At 71.1% G+C, this 15,780-nt stretch carries 14 protein-coding genes; 4 read left to right on the top strand and 10 right to left on the bottom strand.

Annotated features, from left to right (window positions below; genetic code table 11):
- Positions 1 to 135 precede the first annotated feature (135 nt).
- The gene (locus SK854_RS41230; RefSeq protein WP_319980580.1) at positions 136 to 2,859 is read left to right on the top strand and encodes a BTAD domain-containing putative transcriptional regulator; all 2,724 of its coding nucleotides are present in this window, start codon (positions 136 to 138) and stop codon (positions 2,857 to 2,859) included.
- 684 nt (positions 2,860 to 3,543) lie between these two features.
- Here SK854_RS41230 and SK854_RS41225 read toward each other — a convergent pair.
- The 4 genes from SK854_RS41225 to SK854_RS41210 are packed head-to-tail and all read right to left on the bottom strand — an operon-like array spanning position 3,544 to position 8,584.
- On the bottom strand, positions 3,544 to 5,076 hold the full coding sequence (locus SK854_RS41225; protein ID WP_319980579.1) for an ABC transporter ATP-binding protein: 1,533 nt from the start codon (positions 5,074 to 5,076) through the stop codon (positions 3,544 to 3,546).
- Complete coding sequence (locus tag SK854_RS41220; RefSeq protein WP_319980578.1) at positions 5,073 to 5,909, bottom strand: ABC transporter permease; 837 nt, start codon at positions 5,907 to 5,909, stop codon at positions 5,073 to 5,075. The genes SK854_RS41225 and SK854_RS41220 overlap by 4 nt, the downstream gene beginning before the upstream one ends.
- Positions 5,906 to 6,856 (bottom strand): ABC transporter permease, encoded by a 951-nt coding sequence (locus tag SK854_RS41215; RefSeq protein WP_406601893.1) that lies wholly within the window; start codon positions 6,854 to 6,856, stop codon positions 5,906 to 5,908. The genes SK854_RS41220 and SK854_RS41215 overlap by 4 nt, the downstream gene beginning before the upstream one ends.
- A complete protein-coding gene (locus SK854_RS41210; RefSeq protein ID WP_319980577.1) occupies positions 6,857 to 8,584 on the bottom strand; it encodes an ABC transporter substrate-binding protein in 1,728 nt (575 codons plus the stop codon).
- A 74-nt stretch (positions 8,585 to 8,658) separates the two neighbouring features.
- Here SK854_RS41210 and SK854_RS41205 point away from each other — a divergent pair, with 74 nt between their 5' ends.
- On the top strand, positions 8,659 to 9,486 hold the full coding sequence (locus SK854_RS41205; protein ID WP_319980576.1) for a M55 family metallopeptidase: 828 nt from the start codon (positions 8,659 to 8,661) through the stop codon (positions 9,484 to 9,486).
- On the opposite strand, the gene SK854_RS41200 is transcribed toward SK854_RS41205, so the two are convergent.
- Positions 9,487 to 10,923: a hypothetical protein gene (locus tag SK854_RS41200; protein ID WP_319980575.1), complete on the bottom strand. Its 1,437-nt coding sequence runs from the start codon at positions 10,921 to 10,923 to the stop codon at positions 9,487 to 9,489.
- Positions 10,924 to 10,993: 70 nt separating this feature from the next.
- Between SK854_RS41200 and SK854_RS41195 the strand changes: the two genes are divergently transcribed.
- The gene (locus SK854_RS41195; protein ID WP_319980574.1) at positions 10,994 to 12,280 is read left to right on the top strand and encodes a M20/M25/M40 family metallo-hydrolase; all 1,287 of its coding nucleotides are present in this window, start codon (positions 10,994 to 10,996) and stop codon (positions 12,278 to 12,280) included.
- Here SK854_RS41195 and SK854_RS41190 read toward each other — a convergent pair.
- Positions 12,257 to 12,757, bottom strand: a complete 501-nt coding sequence (locus SK854_RS41190; protein WP_319980910.1) for a pyridoxamine 5'-phosphate oxidase family protein — start codon at positions 12,755 to 12,757, stop codon at positions 12,257 to 12,259. The two genes, SK854_RS41195 and SK854_RS41190, sit on opposite strands and share 24 nt — an antisense overlap.
- A 63-nt stretch (positions 12,758 to 12,820) precedes the next feature.
- Positions 12,821 to 13,396, bottom strand: a complete 576-nt coding sequence (locus tag SK854_RS41185) for a pyridoxamine 5'-phosphate oxidase family protein (protein ID WP_319980573.1) — start codon at positions 13,394 to 13,396, stop codon at positions 12,821 to 12,823.
- 128 nt (positions 13,397 to 13,524) lie between these two features.
- Between SK854_RS41185 and SK854_RS41180 the strand changes: the two genes are divergently transcribed.
- Positions 13,525 to 13,767 (top strand): hypothetical protein, encoded by a 243-nt coding sequence (locus tag SK854_RS41180; protein WP_319980572.1) that lies wholly within the window; start codon positions 13,525 to 13,527, stop codon positions 13,765 to 13,767.
- 59 nt (positions 13,768 to 13,826) lie between these two features.
- Here the strand turns inward: SK854_RS41180 and SK854_RS41175 are convergent, their stop codons facing one another.
- The 3 genes from SK854_RS41175 to SK854_RS41165 are packed head-to-tail and all read right to left on the bottom strand — an operon-like array spanning position 13,827 to position 15,737.
- Positions 13,827 to 14,405, bottom strand: coding sequence for a DinB family protein (locus tag SK854_RS41175; protein WP_319980571.1), 579 nt, complete (start codon positions 14,403 to 14,405; stop codon positions 13,827 to 13,829).
- Between the two features lie 5 nt (positions 14,406 to 14,410).
- Positions 14,411 to 15,025, bottom strand: coding sequence for a DinB family protein (locus SK854_RS41170; protein ID WP_319980570.1), 615 nt, complete (start codon positions 15,023 to 15,025; stop codon positions 14,411 to 14,413).
- Entirely contained in the window at positions 15,015 to 15,737 is a 723-nt protein-coding gene (locus SK854_RS41165) for a class I SAM-dependent methyltransferase (RefSeq protein ID WP_319980569.1), read from the bottom strand. The genes SK854_RS41170 and SK854_RS41165 overlap by 11 nt, the downstream gene beginning before the upstream one ends.
- Positions 15,738 to 15,780: the final 43 nt, after the last annotated feature.

Raw genomic sequence — 15,780 nt, 5'->3', positions numbered from 1 at the left:
CCCCGACCGAACGGAAGGAGACCGCACGTGGCGGAGCTGATACGGGGTGTCACCGGGATGCATTGATAGTCGACCTATTCGGACCAAGGCCGGTTCCGGTCTCGTGGATCTTGTGACTCGGGAAGAATCAGCCAGGTGAAGTTCGGGGTGCTCGGTCCGGTGCTGGTCGACGGCGTGGAGGTCGCGGCGCCACGGCAGCGCGCCCTGCTGGCGATGCTCGTGCTCGACGCTGGGCGGATCGTGGGACACGACCAGCTGATCGGCGGCTTGTACGCCGAGCCGCCCGCCGGTGCGGCCAACGCGCTGCAGTCGCAGGTCTCGCGGCTGCGCCGGGCCGTGCCGGGGCTGGTGATCGAGCACCACCCGGCCGGCTACCGGCTCGTCGCGGAGCCGTCCGTGGTGGATCACCTGCGGTGCGTCGAGCTGCTGGAAGCCGGCCGGGTGGCCGACGCGCTGGCGTTGTGGCGCGGACCGGCGCTGGCCGACGTCGACGCGCCGTTCGTGCCGGAGGCGAGGCAGCGGCTGACCGAGGTGCTCATCCGCTGCGCGCTGTCCGGCGGGACCAGCGAGCAGCTTCGCGACCTGGTGGCGGAGCATCCGTTGCGCGAGGACGTGCGGGCGGCGTTGATGCGGTCGCTGCACCGCGACGGCCGCCAGACCGAGGCCCTGGACGTGTTCACGCAGGGCCGGGCACTGCTGGCCGACGAACTGGGTGTCGATCCCTCCCCCGTGCTCGCGTCCGCACACCTGGAGGTGCTGCGGGCCCAGGCGCCGCACCGCGGTGTGCCCGCGCAGCTGACCAGCTTCGTCGGCCGGGACGAGGACCTGCGGCGCGTGTCGAAGTGGTTGCGCGACAACCGGCTGGTCACGCTGATCGGCCCCGGCGGAACCGGGAAGACGCGGCTCGCGGTCGAGGTGGCGCATCGCGAACCCGGCGAGGTGGCGTTCGTCGACCTCAGCGCCACCGCCGACGTCGCCCGCGCGGTGCTCGACGGTCTCGGGATCCGCGAGGCCGGACTCCTGTCGGCCGGGCCGCTCAGCGTCGAGGACCGGCTGCACGCGGCGCTGGCGGCGCGGGACGTCGTGCTGGTCGTGGACAACTGCGAACACGTCGTCGACGACGCCGCCCGCGTGCTCGGCGGCATCCTCACCACCTGCCCGGACGTGCGGGTGCTCGCGACCAGCCGGGAACCGCTCGGCATCACCGGCGAGACCCTGAGCCCGGTCACCGCACTGGACGACGACGCCGCCACCCGCCTGTTCCTCGACCGGGCCCGGGCGGTGAAGCCGGGATTCCACGCCGACCCGGCCGTCATCGCCGAGGTGTGCCGGCGGCTGGACGGCATCGCGCTCGCCATCGAACTCGCCGCCGCCCGCGTCCGGTCCCTGCCCCTCACCGAGATCGCGGCCCGGCTCGACGACCGGTTCCGGTTGCTGTCCAAGGGCAGCCGCACCGCCGCGCCCCGCCACCGCACGCTGCACGCCGTCGTCGAGTGGAGCTGGGACCTGCTCACCGACGCCGAACGCGACCTCGCCGCCCGCTTCACCGTGTTCAGCGGCGGCGCCGCCCTCGACACCGTCACCGCCGTGTGCCAGTCCGATGTAGACACTCTGACCTCGTTGGTGGACAAGTCACTCGTCGAGGTCACCGACGACCGCTACCGCATGCTCGACACCATCCGCGCGTTCTGCGCCACCCACGCACCCGATCTCCGCCGCGAGCACGCGCGGTGGTTCCTCGACCGCACCCAGCAGGCCGAACCGCACCTGCGCTCCCACGACCAGATCCAGTGGCTGGCCCGCCTCGCCGCCGACCACGACAACCTCGTCGCCGCCGTCACCTGGGCCACCGCCCACGACCTCGGGCTCGCACTGGAACTCGTCGCCGCGCTCGCCACCTACTACTGGTTCCGCGGCCTGCGCACCGAGGCCGCACAGCAGGCCGACGCCGTGCTGCACGCGTGCGGCGAAACCCCGCCGCACGGCCGTGAACAGGAGTACGCGCTGTGCCTGCTGATCGCGTGGCCGGTCGCGACCGGTGACCAGAGCGCCCGCATCCGCCAGGCCGACGCGCTGATGGACAGGCTCCTCGACCCGCCGCGCTACCCGATCATGACCATGATGTGGGGCATGGCGCTGGGCGCGCCCGAGGACGACTCGCAGGTGTGGCACCGCCGCAACCGGCTGCTCGGCCAGGACCCGTGGAGCGCGGCCCTCGCGCTGGTCGGCGACGGTCTCGTGGCCCGCATGGGAGGTGACCCGGCGACGGGTGCCGAGCTGCTGCACCGAGCCGCGGCGGCGTTCACGCGGGTCGGTGACCGGTGGGGCGCGGCGCTCGCGTTCAACCAGCTCGGCGAGATCGCCCTCGACCAGGGCGACGCCGCGCACGCCCTGATCCACATCGAACGCGGCCGCGGCCTGCTCGACGAGCTCGGCGCCACCGAGGACACCGCCGAAGCCGTCATCGCCCGTGCCCAGGCCACCCTGATGACCGGCGACCTCGACGGCGCCCGAGCCGATTTCGTCCTGGCCCTGTCGCTGTCCCGGCGTGCCGGAGCGCTCGTGGTGCAGGCGGGCGCCCACCTCGGCCTGGCCGAGCTCGCCCGCGTCACCGGCGACTACGCGACCGCCTACCTGGAGTGCGACCAGGCCTGGGAACGCTGCCCCGGCGGCTGGTACGGCCCGGACCAGATGCGCTGCCACATCGCCGTGCAACGCGGCCGCGTCGCGAAGGCCGAAGGCGACCGGGGCAAGGCCCGCCGGCACTTCGAGGAGGCGCTGCGCCGGGCCGTGGGGCAGCGCAACCTCGTAACCGAGACCGCCGTCCGCGCGGAACTCGCCGCCCTGGCCGCGCCCTGAGCCGCCGCCACCACAACCACGCAGGCAGCCGGCGATGCTCGATGAACGTCCACAGGTCGTCCTCGGCCACCTCGTCCGGATGCCGGCGCAGCACCTCCAGGCACTCCCGCGACACCACCCCGTGGATCCGGGCCACGTGCGCCAGCGCCGTCGCGCCCTGCCGGCGCACCTCGATGCGGTTGTGGTCCAACGCGCGAGCGACACGGCGTAAGGCGACCAACGGGTCCGGATACGACATCGCCAGGCCGATCACCGCCACGCCGACCATGTCCTCGCCGCGGTCGAACGCCGCGTCGACCTCCTCGGGGCGGCCGATGCCCATCAGCGCGGTGTAGTCGTGCCAGTTCACGCCCTCACCGCGCATCGCCCGGTCCAGCAGGAACCGCTGCCGGCCGTCGGAACGCTCGCCGGTGCGTGCCCAGTCCGCGGCCAGGTAGCGCCACACCGCGGCGGTGTCGGCACGCGAGGTCGAGGCCAGGATCCGGCACAGCTCCCGCACGTGCTCGCGTTCGCTGGCCTGCGCGAGCTCGCCCAGCACACCGGGCGGGCAGCCCAGGTCGTGCCACGCCAGCCGCGCCAGCACCGGCACCTCGTCGACGTCCACCCAGCCGTCGGCCCCGCCCCGCCCGATCTCGGCAGGCGTCAGCGAGGCCCGATACCGGGCGTGTTCGATCGGGATCACTCTCAGACCTGCGGCACCGCGCGCAGCAACGCACGCGTGTAGTCGTGAGACGGGGTGAGCAGGACTTCTTCGACCGAGCCTTGTTCCACGATTGTCCCCTGATGCATCACCGCGACCCGGTCGGCGATCTGCCACGCCAGCCCTAGGTCGTGCGTGATGATCAATGAAGCAAGGCCCAGTTCCCGGCGCAACCGGAGCAGCAGCGCCACTATCTCCCCGCGCACCGAGGCGTCCAGGGACGCGACGGGCTCGTCGGCCACCAGCAGACGGGGCTCCAGCACCAGCGCGCCGGCGATCACCGCGCGCTGCTGCTGCCCCCCGGACAGCTCGTGCGGCAGCGACTCCAGATACAGGCTCGCCGGACGTAGCTCAGCCCGTTCCACAGCGGCCGTGACCAGGGATTCCTCATCGCCGGGAATGCCGTGCACGCGCAGTCCCTCCGCCACCGCGTCGAAGATCCTGTGGCGGGGGTTGAGGGCGCTGGAAGGATCTTGAAGCACGAGCTGGACCTGGCGGCGGAAGGCCTTGAGCGCCTTGCCCGTCCGACCCACCTCGACGCCGTCGAAGATCACCCGACCGGAGGACGGCTTTCGCAGCCCCATTATGGTACGAGCCAGTGTCGTTTTGCCTGATCCGGACTGCCCGACCAGCGCCACGATCTCGCCCCGCCCGATCGTCAGGTTCACCCCGTCGACCGCGCGCGTCCGGCCGTAATCCACGACCAGATCCCGCACCTGCAGCAACGGCTGCGGCGCCGGAGCGGGCTCGGCCCAGCGGTGCGCCGGGTCACCGATCACCGGGAACGCCGCCGTCAACGCCGCGGTGTGCGGGTGCCGCGGGTTCGCGATCACCTCACGGGTGCGGCCGCGTTCGACCAGCTCTCCGCGATGCATCACCGCGAGGTCGTCGCACGTCTGCGCCAGCACCGACAGGTCGTGGCTGATCATCAGCAACCCGAGGTCCTGCTCGCGGACCAGCCGTGTCATCAATGCCAGCACCTGGGCCTGCACCACGACGTCGAGCGCGGTGGTCGGCTCGTCCGCGACGACCAGGCGTGGTCCGCACGCCAGCGCCATCGCGATCATGACCCGCTGCTTCTGCCCGCCCGAGAGCTCGTGCGGATACGCCCGCGCCTTCTCCCGGGGCAGTTCGACCTGCTCCAGCAGATCTAGAACGCTGCCGTCGACGCCGTGCAGGCGCATCGGCTCGGCGATCTGGTCACCGACGCGCTGCACCGGGTTGAGCGAGTGCATCGCGCCCTGGAACACGATCGACGCCGCCGCCCACCGCACCGCCCGCAACCGGCCCCACGACATCGTCGCCACGTCGTCGCCGTCGAGCAGGATCTCGCCGGTCACGCTCGCCGCCCTGGGCAGCAGCCGCAGCACCGACATCGCCACCGTCGACTTGCCCGACCCCGACTCACCCGCGAGCCCGAGCGTCTGACCGGGCGCAAGAGCGAGGTTCACGTCGTTGACGACGCATTTCGGTCCGTAGTGGACGGTGAGGTTCTTCAACTCCAGCAAGGGGTTCACCTCTTCGGCGTCACGACGGCTTCAAGGGCGCGCCCGACGAGCGTGAACGCCAGCACCACCACCACGATCGCGAGACCCGGCGGCAGCAGGAACCACCACGCCCGCTGCGGCACCGCCCCGTGCAACTGCGCCTGGTGCAGCATCGCGCCCCACGAGATCCGCGTCGGATCACCCAGCCCCAGAAACGCCAGCGTCGACTCCGCCACGATCGCCGACGCCACCGCCAGCGTCGCGTTGACCAGCACCAACGGCACCACCGACGGCAGCACGTGCCGTCCGATCACGTGCGTGTGGCCGCCGCCCAGGGCTCGTGCGCGTTCCACGAACGGACGGGCCTCGATCGTCAGCGTCTGCGCCCGCACCATCCGTGCCGTCGCCGGCCAGCTCGTCAGCCCGATCGCCAGGATGATCGTGCCCAGCCCACGCGGCAGCACCGTCGACAACGCGATCGCCAGCACCAGCGCAGGCAGCACCAGGAAGAAGTCCGTGACCCGCAGCAACGCCCCCGCCAGCAGTCCGCCGAAGTGACCGCTCACGATGCCGGCGAGCGTGCCGATGCCGACCGCGAGCACCGCCGCCGTCAGCCCGACGAACAACGACGTCCCCGTGCCCTGCGCCATCAGCAACGCCACCGAGCGTCCCGTGTGGTCGGTGCCCAGCCAGTGCCCGGCACCCGGTGGCTGCCACGCGCCGTCCGTCACACGGGTGACGTCGAGGGCGTCGGCGGGAATCAGCAACGGCGCGAGCAGGGCGATCAGCGCGGCCACGGCCAGCACCGCCGCACCGGCCACCCCGGCGCGCTGCGCCAGGAACCCCGAGTCGACTTTCCTCATACGACCTTCACCCGTGGATCCAGGACCCCGTGCAGCAGGTCCGCGAGCAGGTTCATCACCACGACCGCGCTCGCCGTCACCACCAGCAACCCCTGCAACAGCAGGTAGTCCGGCCCGGTCAGCGCGTCGTAGAACAACAACCCCAGGCCGGGCCAGGAGAACACCGTCTCCGTCGTGATCGCCCCGGCCACCACCAGCCCGAACCGCAGGAACACCAGCGTGATCGCCGGAAGCACCGCGTTCGGCACGGCATGACGGCGCCGCACCAGGTCGTCCCGCAGGCCCTTCGCGCGCGCCGTCGTCAGGTAGGGGGCGTGCATCTCCTCCAGCAACGACGACCGCATGACCAGCATGTACTCCGCGCACACCACCGCGACCAGCGTGATCGACGGCAGCACCAGGTGATGACCGACGTCGAGCGCCTGCGACACGAAGTCCGGCGCCGTGTCGGTGTCACGCATGCCCCGCGACGGGAACAGATCCCCCGTCACCATCATCAGCAGCATGCCGAGCCAGAACGTCGGCACCGCCCACAACGTCAGCGACGCCCCCGTCGTGACCCGGTCGAAGCCCGAGTCACGACGCCACGCCGCCCGCACCCCGAGCCACAGCCCCAGCCCCACCGCGATCACGGTCGCCGTGCCGACCAGCAGCAACGTCGGACCGAGGCGCTCGAGGATCACGTCCGCGACAGGCCTGCGGAACGTGAACGACGTCCCCAGATCACCGTGCAGCAGCGAGGTGAGGTAGTTCCAGAACTGCTCGTGCAACGGACGGTCCAGGCCGAACTGCGCGCGCAGTTCGGCCTGCATCGCCGCCGTGGTCGGACGGCCGCGCGTCATCGAGACCACGGGGTCGCCGGGCACCACCCGGAACAGGAAGAAACCCAGCACCGCCACCATCATCAGGCTGAGCGCGGCACCACCGAACCGACCGGCCAGACGCACCTACTCGCGCTCCCCCGCCGTGGCGTTGCGCCGCCGCGCCATCACGACCACCGCCGCCACCAGCACGGCGATCAGCGCACCTCCCAGCGCCAGCCCGACCCACCGGCTGCCCTGGGCCTGCACGGCCCGCTGCGCGGGTTCGGCGCCGTAGTAGCCCCACATGCCGTTCTGCGCCATGATCACGCCGCCCTGCGCGGGCTGCGTCGTGAACTTCGCGAAGTGATCGGACCGGTAGCCCTCCAGCGCGTTCTCGTACGCCAGCACCACCGCGGGCACCTGGTCGTAGAAGCGGGCCTGCATCTCCTTGACGATCGCGACGCGCTCGGCCTCGTCGAACTCCGAGAGCTGCTCGGCGTAGAGCTTGTCGTAGGTCTCGTCGCAGAAGTAGGCGTCGGTCGTGCCGCCCTTGCCGTCCGCGCCCGGCCGTTGCCCGCAGGTGTGCAGGCTCAGGATGAAGTCCGGGTCGATGTTCGTCGCCCAGCCCGAGAACGCCAGGTCGTAGGTGGCGGCGGTGGTCGCCTCGTTGAGCTGGTTGTCCGACACCAGCCGCACGTCCAGCGGGATGCCGATGTCGCTCATCGACCGCTTGAGGTACTCGCTGGCCTGCTCGTCGTACGCCCGCCCCGCGCGCCCGATGAGCCTGAGCGGGAAGCGGGTGCCGTCGGCCTTGCGCGGGAAACCGGCTGCGTCCAGTGCCGCGTTGGCCGCGGCCGGGTCGAACTTGCGCAGCTCGGATTCGCTGGGCTGCCAGTGCCACTTGCCGAACACCGGCGGCACCAGACCCGCGCCCTTCTCCGCATATCCGAGGTTCACCCGCTGCACGAGGGCGTCGAGGTCGATGGCCTGCGCGATCGCCCGCCGCACCCGCACGTCCTTGAGCGCCGGGTTGCCGTCGCCGATCGGCTCACCGGTGCGGGTCTGCGCACCGGGGTTGATCATCAACTCGGTGAAGCGGCGGCCCTGCGCCTTGTTGCGGGTCACGCCCGCCTTGCCCTGCAGCGAGTCGAACTGGGCCGGCGCCATCCGGTTGACCAGGTCGACCTCGCCCTTGCCCAGCGCCTGCACCGCGGCGTCGGAGTTCTGGAAGTACACGAAGTGCAGCTCGTCGAACTTCGCCGCGCCGCGCCAGTAGTTCTTGTTGGCCTTGAGCTTGATGAACTGCCCCGGCACGTGCTCGGTGAGCACGAACGGGCCGGAGCCCACGACCGGCATCTGGTCGTTGGCGTAGTCCTTGATGCTGCCGACCTTCTCCCACACGTGCTTGGGCACGATCGGGACGTCCAGCGCGAGCATCGTCACCTGTGGCGTCTTGGTGTGGATGACGACGGTGCGGTCGTTGGCCGCGGAGACGTGCTGGAAGTTGCTGACGAAGCTGCCGTTCGCGGTCCTGGCGACCGGGTCGGTCAGCATCAGGTTGTACGTGAACGCGACGTCGTGCGCGGTGATCGGCATGCCGTCGGACCACTTCTTGCCCTCGGGAATCGTGAAGTTCCAGGTGAGCTTGTCTGGCGAGCGCGTCCAGTTGTTCGCCAGCCCGTCGGTCACCGTCTGATCCGCCGCGGTGTACGCGGTCAGGTAGTCGTACATCAACCGGCCGATCTCGGTGCTCGACTGGAACACCGCGAGGAACGGGTTCATCGAGTCGATCTGCTGCACGATCGCGACCTTCAGAATGACCGGCGCCTGTGCCGTCACCGGAGGTGCCGCCAACCCCAATGTCGTTGCCATGACAAGCAACGCGCACAACTTCACCCGCACGAAAACCCCTCTTCCCCAGCAGCCCACCGCTAACTTACCGAGATGTGCGGATCATGATCTCGGCGGACATGGAAGGCGCCACCGGAGTCACCTGGACCGGGGACGTCATCCCCGGTACTGAGCAATGGCAACGGTTCCGGCGCCTGTTCACAGCGGACGTCAACGCCTGCGTCAGCGGCCTGGTCGCGGGCGGGGCACAGCAGGTGATCGTCAACGAGGCGCATTCCTCGCAACGCAACCTCCTGCTCGAAGACCTCCACGACCAGGCGCGAATGCTCACCGGCCGGCACAAGCCGCTGTCGATGATGCAAGGTATCGACTCCGATGTGGACGGAGTGGTTCTTCTCGGCTACCACACGGGTGCGGGCTCACGGGGCGTGCTCGCCCACACCTACATGGAGAACTCCATCACCGGCGTGTGGCTCGACGGCGTCCTCGCCTCCGAAGGGCGCCTCAACGCCGCATTGGCCGCCGAGTACGGCGTTCCCGTGCTGCTCGTGACCGGTGACGACCTGACGTGTGAGGACGCCGCGTCCTACGCGGCCGGGGCGCGGACGGTGGCGGTCAAGGAGTGCGTGTCGCGGTACGCGGCCGTGTGCCTGCCACCGGCGGTGACTTCTTCACAGATCACAGAAGCCGCCACCGCCGCGATGGCCTCGGCCGGGCGTTCGGACGCTGTCGTGGCGCCGCACCGCATCGAGGTCGAGTTCGACGCCTCGCACCTGGCCGAGGCCGCCGCCGTCGTACCGACAGTGGACCTGATCGGGGTGCGCCGCGTCGGGTTCGACGCGGTCTCCATGACCGAGGCGATGAAGGCGTTCAAGGTCGTCACCCACATCGCCGGGGCCGCGATCGAGGACGTCTACGGCTGATCACAGGCCGGCGAGAGCGAGCAGCCGTTCCATTCGCGCCTCGGGCAGCCGCGGTGAGGACGCCGCCGCGTGCACGGTCCGCTCGTCCCCGTCGTCGAGCAACGCGACCAGCGCCTCCACGGGCAGGTTGCGGTGGCCGGCGACCGCGTGCCGCACCTCGGCGTCGGGATCGGCGGCCAACCGGGCGGCGATCCCGACGGGCAGATCCGGGTCGCGCGGCGCCAGGCACCGCATCCGCGGGTCGGGGTCGGTGGCGAACCGGCGCAACACCTCCGCGGGGAACATCAGCTCGTCCGCCGGCCGCCACGGGGTGTACTTCGCGCTCGAAGGACTGAACTCGCGGTCGAGGCGCTCCGCCGTCACCACGTCCACCAGGTGCGGGGCACGCCGGGCCATCGTCGAGCGGACGTCGTACTCGTCGTCGGCGAGCAGCCGGGCGACCACCTCCGGGGGCAGTGGCTGCCCGCTGGAGGCCGCCGAGACGCGAAAGCAGGGATACGGGGAGTCGACGTGCGGCAACGGGTCGGCGCACACCCAGGGAAGGCGCAGCATCCGCAGCTCGCCGAGCACCAGCATCCGTTCGATCCGCGCTCCGTCCTCGCCGGCGAAGCCCAGCGAGTGGGGCCCGGCCAGGAGCTGTGCGTGCAGGGCTGAGCGCAGCGGTGCGGGGGTGTCCTCCCGCCCGAAGACCGCGAGCCTGACCCATGCGTTCGGATCCGTGCCGAGCGCGTCGCGCAGCTCGGACGGCAACCGCGGGTGCTTGGCCAGCTCCACCCGCACGTCCGCGTCGGGGTCCTGGGAGAGCCGGCGCGCCGTCTGCTCGTCGAGGGCGAGGTGCCGGACCACCCCGGCCCTGGTGACCGGATCGGCGAGCAGGGCGGGGATCAGGTCGGGCGGTGGCGCCGGGTGCGGCAGACCGGCGTGGTGGGCCGGGCACGCCGCCTCACGGACCTCGTCGTGCGGGTCGGTCAGCAAGGCGCGCCGCACGTGCTCGGGTGCGGCGGGCCAGTAGCGGGCCAGCGCCCCCCTGACCTCGTCGCTCGGGTCGGTCGCGAGACGTGCCCGCAGGTCGTCCGGCATGGCGGCGTTCTCCGCGAGGTACGCGCGGGTCGTCGGCTCGGGGTCGGCCAGCAGCAACTCGAACACCTCGCGCGGGGCGCCCTGATCGCAGCCCATCGCGACACTGGCCCGCACGGAGGCGTTGGGGTGGTGTGCCAGCCGAAGCCGGACCGAGCCGGGCAGACGGTCGTTGAGCGCCAGCGAGCGCAGCAGCCGGGGCCGGTCCGCGGCGATCATCTCGTCGATCAGTCCGGCGGTGAGGTCCGGCCGCTTCCCGACCGCGTCCGGTCCCTGCCGGTGGGCGATCAGGCGGCGGATCATGCCCTCGGGCAGCGCCGGGTTGAGCGCGAGCCCCTCCAGGGCCATCTGCAGGTGCACCGGCGTCCCCCCATCGATCGGCACAGGGCTGCAACAATTCCACGCTGGGCGTCCGGATACGGTGGCATTCATGCCGCTGGACGTCGCGCAGGTGTGCGCACAGCTGATCCGCTTCGACACCACCAACCGCGGTGGCGGTGATTCCGCCGGCGAGCGGGAGGCCGCCGAGCACGTCGCGGCGCTGCTGCAGGACAGCGGCGTGCGGCCGACGCTGCTCGAACCGGCCCCGCGGCGCACCAACGTCCTCGCGCGCATCCCCGGCACCGATCCGTCGCTGCCCGCCGTGCTGGTCCAGTCGCACCTCGACGTCGTGCCCGCCGATCCCGCCGAGTGGAGCTTCGACCCGTTCGCCGGAGAGATCCGCGACGGGTTCGTCCACGGCCGGGGCGCCGTGGACATGAAGGACATGGCCGCCATGACGCTGGCCGTGATCCACCGCTGGCACGAAGAAGGGCGCCGTCCGCGCCGTGACGTCGTGCTGGCGTTCGTCGCCGACGAGGAGGCCCAGGGCGCCTACGGGGCGCATTGGCTCGTGGAGCACCACGCCGCTCACTTCGCGGGTGTCGAGGCGGCGATCAGCGAGTCCGGCGCGTTCTCCTACGACGTCGACGGGGTGCGGCTGTACCCGATCGGCACCGCCGAGCGCGGCACGTCGCACATGAAGCTCACCGCCACCGGCCGAGCCGGGCACGGGTCGCGGCGCAACGACCAGAACGCGGTGACCGCGCTGGTCACGTCACTGGCGCGGATCGCGGCGTTCGAACACCCCGTGCGGCTCACGCCGACCGTCGAGGCGTTCCTCGTGGGCGCAGGCAAGGCGCTGGGGGTGGAGGTGGACCTGGACGACGTCGACGGCACCCTCACCCGCCTCGGCCCGGCCGCGAAGCTGGCCGAGAACACCGTGCGCTGCTCGGCCACGCCGACGATGCTGCAGGCCGGCTACAAGGTCAACGTCATCCCCGGCACCGCCACCGCGCAGCTCGACGTCCGCACGCTGCCCGGCACCGTCGACGAACTCGCCGCCACCATCGACTCGCTGCTCTCCCCCGGCGTGACCCGCGAGGTCCTCGAGGACCAGCCGCCCGTCGAGGCACCCGTCGACACGCCGTGGTTCACCGCCATGGCCGACGCCCTGCGCGACGAGGACCCCGCCGCGGCCGTCGTGCCGTACTGCCTGGGCGGCGGCACCGACGCCAAGGCGTTCAGCCGGCTCGGCATCCACTGCTACGGCTTCTCGCCACTGCAACTGCCCGTGGGCTTCGACTACCGCGCGATGGCGCACGGCGTCGACGAACGCGTCCCCGTCGCGGGCCTGGAGTTCGGTGCACGCGTCCTAGACCGATTCCTGTCGAGCTGACCGCCGCTCGACGAGCTCCTGCACCGCGCTGGGCAGCGTCGTCTCGAAGTCGATCAGCTTCGCCCACGTCGGCGTCACCACGATCCGCACCATGCCGTCGTAGAGCGACCGCACCTCGCGCTCCCACTCCACCCGCTGCTCCGGCGACATGTCGTAGCTGCCGTTCATCTGCAGGTACTCCTCCGGGATGCCCTCGACCTCGTCCAGCTCGACCGTGCCGCGGATCAGCAGGATCTTCGGCGGGTGCACCTCGGTGTCGATCGTCAGCGCCACCACCGGGTTCGCCCACAACGCGTGCAGCTTCGGCGCGTTCGTCGAGGTGCACAGCACGATGTGCTCGCCGTTCCAGGTGTGCGCGATCGGAACCGCGCGCGGCGTGCCGTCCTTGGCCACGTACGCCATCCGCAGCATGTCGCGGTGCAGCAGCTCCTTGCTGTACGGCCGGTTCAGCACCTCGGTGATCTCGCTCTGCGTCATCGTCGTCATGCCCCGGGGACGGAGCCGCGACGACGTTCTCGACATCCCCGCCCAAGATTTTTTCTAGCGGGGTGGCAGCGGCAGCTCCATGGCGGGCAGGCCGTCGATGCTCGCGTTGTTGTAGGGCTTCTTGTTCGTGTACTCGCGGAACTCCTCGTCGCTCTTGCGGCCGAAGTAGTCCGCGTGCAGGTCCCGCTCCGAGCGGTAGTCCATGAACGGCACCGCGAACCCGCAGGTGTCGCTGATCAGCTCCGCCGTCACCACGATCACCGCCCGCAGCGCCGGCCCGTCCGCCTCCCCGAACCCGGCCACCAGCTCGGCGAAGCGCGGGTCGTCGCGGAACACCGGCTCACCCCGGCCGTGCACGCGCACGATGTTCGGCGGCCCCTCGAACGCGCACCACATCAGCGTGACGCGGCCGTTCTCCCGCAGATGCGCGATCGTCTCGGCATGGCTGCCACCGAAGTCGAGGTAGGCCACCGTGCGGTCGTCGAGGATCCGCAACGTCCCCTGCCGGCCCTTGGGCGAGAGGTTGACGTGCCCGTCACCCGCCAGCGGAGCACTCGCCACGAAGAACACCTTCTGGTTCTCGATGAACTCCTGCAGCCGCGGCTCGATCCGCTCGTATTCCTTACCCATGCGAAGCAGTATCGATCGCCTCGCGGAACCTGTCAGCCACCTTTCCCAGGTGGTGAACGAGCTCCGGCGGCCCGTCGACGGAGAACCCGCACCCCAGCACGCCCAGGTACACGGCCAGCATCTCCACCGTGTCCGCCCCGGCTGTCAACCGGCACGACGACTCGCCCGTCGCCTCCACCAGCGCCGCCGGGACCGCGGGGAGAACCTCGGCCCGGAACGGCATCCGCTCGCTGCTCGACCCCGCTCACGAGGCCGAGCACTGGACGGAGTGCGACCGCGTCGGCCACTTCCCGGCCAGCGAGGTGCCCGACCTCTACGTGGCCGACGTCCGCAAGTACTTCTCCGCCCACCAGCAGGCCGAGTTCCACTGACCACGCCCGGCTGATCGTGTGCCGGGGACGCTCCTGGGGGGTGTGTCCCCGGCACACGATCACGCCTGGCCCGAGGCCTTCCGCGCTTCCAGCTCCACACGGTCCCAGTGGGCTTGCCAGTCCTGCTGCGGCAGGTTCGAGTTGTTCGCGCGCAGCCCGGCGACCCCGTCGAGTCCCTCGCGCAGGATGTCCGCGTGCCCGGCGTGCCGGTTCACCTCGGCGATCTCGTGGATGAGCAGCAGGTGCAGCGTCACGTACTTGCGCTCCTCCGGCCACCACGGCACCACACCGGGCGCGTCCAGCGGCAGCTCCTCGATGCTGGTGTCGGCGAAGGCCGTGGCCCGCGCGAACAACGCCAGCACGTCCTCACGCGACTCCTCCGCGGTGGCGAACATGTCCGAGTTCGGGTCAGCGTCGACGTCGAACGGCAGCTTCTCGGGGAACGGCCGGCCCAGGCAGTCGCCGAAGTAGCCCGCCTCGACCCCGGCCAGGTGCTTGACCAGGCCCAGCAGGTTCGTGCCCGTCGGCGTCAACGGGCGGCGCACGTCGTACTCGGACAGGCCGTCGAGCTTCCACAGCAACGCCTCGCGGGCGACCTTCAGATAGCGGTGCAGGTCGGCTTTCGGATCAGAGGCCATGCCCGTCACCCTGGCAGAACCCGGTCCGCGGTGGCGGCGATTTCCTCCAGCCGGGCGCGGTGCCCGTCCCACCACCCGGCGGGCACCGACGGCATGTTCGTGTTGCCGTCCTGCATGCCCGTCGCGCCGTCGATCAGCTCCCGCACCACGTCCGCGTGCCCGGCGTGCCGGTGCAGCTCGATCGACACCTGCACCAGGACCTGCCGCAACGTCACCTCACGCCGGCCCTCCGACCACCACGACACCCGGCCCGGCGCGTCCAGCGGCAGCGCGGCGATCGTCGCGTCGGCGAACTCCCGCACCCGCCCGTAGAAGGCGACGACCGACTCCCGTGACTCGCCGACGTCGGCGAACATGTCCGACGCCGGCAGGGCGTCCGCCGTCGACCAGAGCGGCGGATCGGGGAACGGCCGGTCGAACACGCGCCCGAAGTAGTTGAGCTCCACCCCGGCCGCGTGCTTCACCAGCCCCAGCAGGTTCGTGCCCGTCGGCGTCAACGGCCGCCGCGCGTCGTACTCCGACAGGCCCTCGAGTTTCCACAGCAACGCGTTGCGCGCTGCGGTCAGATACCGGTGCAGCAGTGCCTTTTCGTCCACACCGAGCAGCGTCTCAGACGGCACCGACAGTTCTGAGCACCAGTAGATCCAGGTGATCCACGACGGGCCCCGTTTCGACCGCGGCCGCGGTCAGCAACCGCTTCCGGCCTCGTTCGAACTCCTCGGCCGACAGCGACCGCAGCAGTGTGTCCGCCTCCTGCCGCAACGTCGACGCCTTGTCCGCCAACGACACCGCCGTCACCTGCGGGACCGCCTCCAGCCGCCGCACCGCGAACCCCATGCCGTCCGCCACCTCGGTGACCGTCGGGAACCCGGACAGCGCCCGCACCGCCTCGGGGAAGAACCGGAACAGGCCGATCCCGCCGTGCCGTTCCCGGAACAGCGAACGCAGCACCACCACACCGCCCGGACGCAGCACCCGCCGCAACTCCACCCCGGCCGCGGCCAGATCGCGGACGTGATGCACGACCGTCGACATCCACACCACGTCCACCGACGCGTCCGGCACCGGAATCGCGCACGCGTCCCCGGTGAGCATCGGCAGACCCGACGCCGAGCGCATGTCGGCGGACGGTTCCACCGCGACCACGGACACGTCCGGGAACCACTCCGTGAACGCCCGCACGAACAACCCCGTCCCGGCCCCCAGGTCCAGCACCGTGCGTCCCGGCACGAAGTACGGTGCGACCGCGTCCCGCCACGACGACAACCCCTCGATCGAAATCTCGCGTGCCACCCGGTATGAGCCGGCCTCCACTGCGTCGTAGCGCGTCATCCCACCATGTAACGCCATACGGATGGCGGGATGACAGCGTGCC

Source organism: Lentzea sokolovensis (assembly GCF_033949975.1).
Classification (GTDB): domain Bacteria; phylum Actinomycetota; class Actinomycetes; order Mycobacteriales; family Pseudonocardiaceae; genus Lentzea; species Lentzea sokolovensis.
The sequence above is the reverse complement of the archived record's forward strand: the minus strand, read 5'-3'. Positions and strand labels throughout refer to the sequence as shown.